This is a genomic window from Deinococcus sp. (genome assembly GCF_030523985.1).
Lineage (GTDB): Bacteria > Deinococcota > Deinococci > Deinococcales > Deinococcaceae > Deinococcus.
In genome coordinates, this window is the sequence record NZ_JAUNHK010000143.1 from 1 (window position 1) to 5013 (window position 5013).

The following is a 5013-nucleotide window of genomic DNA, read 5'->3' on the forward strand; positions in this document are numbered from 1 at the left end:
GTCACGCCGGAGGGCCAGACGCCCGCGCTGGCGATGACCGACCACGGGAACATGCACGGGGCGGTGCATTTCTACAACTACGCGATGGGGATGGAGGTCAAGCCGATCATCGGCTACGAGGCGTACGTGGTGCCGGGGATGGGGACACGCCGCGACCGCAGCCGCGCCCAGGACGGCGAGAAAGGCATCTTCCACCTGACGCTGCTGGCCCGTGACTTCGAGGGCTACCAGAACCTCTGCCGCCTGAGCAGCCGGGGCTACACCGAGGGGTACTACTACAAGCCGCGCATCGACCACGAGTTGCTTCAGGAGCACCACAAGGGCGTCATCGCCTTTTCCGGCTGTCTGGGGTCGGAGGTGCAGCAACTGCTGATGCAGGGGCGCGAGGAACAGGCCAAGGAAAGGCTGCTGTGGTACCGCGACCTGTTCGGGGAAAACTACTACATCGAGATTCAGGACCACGGCCTGCCCGAGCAGAAGAAGAACAACCCGATTCTGCGGGCCTGGGCGCAGGAACTCGGTATCGGCATGGTGGCGACCAACGACGGCCACTACGTCAAAAAGTCCGACGCCACCGCCCACGAAACCCTGCTGGCGATTCAGACCAAGGCCACGCTCGCCGACGAAAACCGCTTCAAATTCCCCTGCGACGAGTTCTACGTCAAGAATCTGGAGGAGATGCAGGCGGCGCTGCCCGTGTCCGAATGGGGTGAGGAACCGTTCGACAACACGGCGGCCATTGCCGACCTGTGCGACGTTCACCTGCCCGTCGGCAAAAAGCGCGTGTACCAGATGCCCGCCCTGCCCATTCCCGAGGGCCGCACGATGGCGGAGGAACTGCGGGTGCAGACCTACGCTGGGGCGGTCAAGCGTTACCCGGCCCACCTGACCGAAGGGCTGCTGCGCGACTATGCCGAGCGCTCGCTGAAAGAACTGGGCGCGGACGACGCGGCGCGGGTGCTGGGGCGCGTGGACGGCTGCGACTCGGCCACTTGCGACCTCGACACGCTCTACACCCTGCTCGCCTTCCTGGGCAGCGAGTGGGAAGCGCGGGGCAAGGCGGCGGGCGAGAAGTACACGCCCTACCCGGCGCTGGAAAAGATGGAGCAGGAGGCCGAAGCCGGGGCAGTGCCCGCTTATGCCCTGGCCGATTTTCGCCGTTCGCTGAAGCAGGACACGTCCGATACCGAAATCGACCTCGACCCCGACAAAGACGTGGACGGCAAGACGCCGCGCAAGTTTTATCAGCACGCGCTGACCCTCTTGCGCCGAGCCGAGTACGAACTCAGCGTCATTAACAACATGGGGTTTCCCGACTACTTCTTGATTGTCGCGGACTACATCAACTGGGCCAAAGACCACGACATCAGCGTGGGGCCGGGGCGCGGGTCGGGCGCAGGCAGCCTCGTCGCCTACGCCATCCGCATCACCAACCTCGATCCCCTGGAATTCGAGTTGCTGTTCGAGCGCTTCCTCAATCCCGACCGCATCTCCATGCCCGACTTCGACATCGACTTCAACGATGCGCGGCGCGGTGAGGTCATTCAGTACGTCCAGAAGAAGTACGGCGAGGAAAAAGTCGCCCAGATCGCCACCTTCGGAACGATGGCGTCCAAGGCGTGCCTGAAAGACGTGGCCCGCGTGATGGGCCTCGAATACGCCAAGGTGGACAAGGTTTCCAAGCTCATCCCCATCAAGTTCGGCAAGTCGTACTCGCTGGAACAGGCCCGTGAAGCGGTGCCCGACATTCAGCAGTTTCTGGCCGAAGACCCCGAACTGCTCAAGGCCTACGAATTCGCGCAGCAGCTCGAAGGGCTGACCCGTCACGCCTCGGTGCACGCGGCGGGCGTGGTCATCGGCAAGGAAGAACTCACCAACCTCGTGCCCGTCATGCGCGACACCTCGGGCGAGGGCATGGTCTGCCAGTACGACATGAAGGCGGTGGAAGACATCGGCCTCATCAAGATGGACTTCCTGGGCCTGCGTACCCTGTCGTTCCTGGACGAAGCCAAGCGCATCCTGAAAGAGTCGGGGGCCGACTTCGAGGAGCGGTACGGCACCTTCGACGACATCCCCTTCGACGACGAAAAGACCTTCGACCTGCTCTCACGCGGCGACACCAAGGGCGTCTTCCAGCTCGAAGGCGCGGGCATCTCGGACGCCTCGCGTCGCCTCAAGCCCCGGCGTCTGGCCGACATCATCGCGCTCTCGGCGCTCTACCGCCCCGGCCCGATGGAAAACATTCCGACCTATGTGCGCCGCCACCACGGCGTCGAGGACGTGGACTACGACAAGGACGGCTTTCCGAACGCCAAGCAGTGGCTGGAAAAGATTCTGGCCGAAACCTACGGCATTCCCGTCTATCAGGAGCAGATCATGCAGATTGCCTCCGAGGTGGCCGGGTACTCGCTGGGCGGAGCGGATTTGCTGCGCCGCGCGATGGGTAAAAAAGACGCCGAGGAAATGAAACGCCAGCGGGCCATGTTCGTGGAAGGCGCGGAGAAAAAAGGCGTGCCCCAGGACGAGGGCAACCGACTGTTCGACCTGCTGGACGCGTTTGCTAATTACGGATTCAACAAATGTTTGACAGGTGACACGCTTATTCCAACGGCGGGCGGCGAACTCAGGACCATTGAGGAACTGTACCGGGCGGGTCAGGGTGTGCAGCTTCCTTCCGTCAACGAACATTACCGCCTTGAACTGCGCCCCACCGGGCAGTTTTTCGACAACGGCGTCAAGCCTGTCTTCAGGGTCAAAACCGCGCTGGGCCGTGAGTTGACCGCCACCGCCAACCACCCGCTCCTGACGCTGGACGGCTGGCGCAATGTGGAGGAGTTGCAGGCCGGTGACAGAATCGCCGCGCCCGCCTGCCTGCCCGAACTGGGGCGTGACTGCTGGCCTGAGCACGAGGCCGCGCTGCTGGGCTGGATTCTGGCGGAGGGCAACACCAACCACCCGCACGGCGCGTACCTTTACAGCCAGAGCGAAGCTCAAGTGGCTGACATGGTGGCTTGCGCCTCGGCGTTCGCTCATACGCACCCCACCGTCAAGCAGCGCCCAGAGCGGCAAGACGTGTACGACGTCTATCTGGGCAGCGGCATACGCGGCAGCAGCGGCGGCAAATCAGGCGTCCGGTCATGGTTGGAGGCGCTGGGTCTGGTCGGCGTCAAAGCCACCGAAAAAGCTGTGCCTGCCGCTGCATTTCGCCTGAACAACGCTTTGCTGGCGGTGCTGCTGGGCCGCTACTGGTCGGGCGACGGCTTTATTTTCGGTGCGGGCAATGCGACCCCTTATGCCGCCACTTCCTCCAGGCGACTCGCGGACGATCTCGCGCACCTGCTGCTGCGGCTGGGCATGGTCGCCAAAGTCACCCAGAAGCATTTCAACTACGCACGCGGCGAGGACACGGCGGGCCGTACGGGCTACACGGTGCATCTGGTCGGTCGGCGCAGCATTGAGCGGTTTATCGCCGTGGTGGGGCCGCATCTGATTGGACGGGAAGCGCAACTGACGGCCCTGCGCGAGTATTACGCCGCCGTGCCCGTAGGCCGCGAAACGGTGGATACGCTGCCCGCCAGCATCAAGACCCGCGTGCAGGCCGCCAAGGAACGCAGTGGCCTGACTTGGCGTGAGATACAAACTGGCTCGGGGGTCTGCACGAAAGAGTTTTACGGCACCGCCAAAGCTCATAAAAAGGGTTTTCGCCGGAGCACCATTCAAACCCTCGCCGATTACTTCGAAGACCCTGTCCTGGCTGAACCCTGCTCGGATGAGTTGTACTGGGACAGCATTGTCAGTATCGAGGCGGCAGGAGAGGCCCAGACTTACGACCTGGAAGTGCCAGAAACACATAACTTTGTGGCAAACGGCCTGATCGTTCACAACTCGCACTCGGCGGCGTACGGAGTCATCACCTACCAGACCGCGTGGCTCAAGGCCAATTACCCCGTGCAGTTCATGGCCGCACTGCTCACCGTCGAGCGCCGCGACTCCGACAAAGTGGCCGAGTACGTCAGCGACGCCCGCAAGATGGATTTGCATGTGCTGCCCCCCGACATCAACCGTTCCGGGTCTGATTTCGTCGTGCAGGGCGAGGAAATCCTGTTCGGGCTGTACGCCATCAAGGGGCTGGGCGAAGCGGCGGTGCTCAAGATTCTGGAAGAACGCGAGAAGGCTGGCCCTTTCAAGTCGCTGGCCGATTTCTGCTCGCGCATCGGCAACAAGACCGCCAACCGCAAGGCGATGGAAAGCCTCATCAAGTCGGGGGCCTTCGACCGCTTTGGCGAACGGCACCAACTCATGGAGTCGCTCGAAGAAGCGATGACCTGGGCGCAGGGGGCGGCGGCCATGCAAAACAGCGGCATGGACGCGCTGTTCGGCATGAGCGAAACCGCGCCCGAGCCGAAGCTGAGACAGGACATCCCGCCTTACACCGACCTGCAACGCCTCGCCATCGAGAAAGAAGCCCTGGGCCTCTACATTTCGGGCCACCCACTGGAGCAGCACGAGGGGCTGCGCGAGGCTGCGAGCTGCCGCATTGCCGACCTCGACAACTGGTTCGCGGGCCTGAATGCGGCGCCCGGCAAGCGCCAGAAAGCGGTGCTGGCGGGCATGATCGAAGGCGTGGTCAAAAAGCCCACCAAGTCGGGCGGCATGATGGCCCGCTTCATCCTCGCCGACGAGTCGGGACAGATGGAACTCGTCGCCTTTTCCCGCGCCTACGACCGCATTGAACCAAAGCTGATCAACGACACGCCTGCGCTCGTCATCGTGGAACTCGAAGCCGAGGACGGCGGCCTGCGGGCGATTGCCGAGGAAGTGGTGAGCGTCGAGCAGCTCTCCGAAGTCCCCAAGGTCATGTACGTGACCATCGACCTCGAAACCGCCAACCCTGACGCTCTGGGCGACTTTCAGAGCGTGCTGGACGAACATGCAGGCAACCTGCCCACCTACCTGCGGCTGGAAACGCCCGAGCAGTTCGTGGTGTACCAGCTCGACCACGCGATGGGCGGC

At 63.1% G+C, this 5013-nt stretch carries 1 protein-coding gene; it reads left to right on the top strand.

The window, feature by feature from the left end; all coding sequences use genetic code 11:
* Window positions 1–5013 (top strand): DNA polymerase III subunit alpha (dnaE, locus tag Q4C89_RS13845; RefSeq protein WP_303103210.1); only part of this gene is annotated, 5013 nt, incomplete at both ends.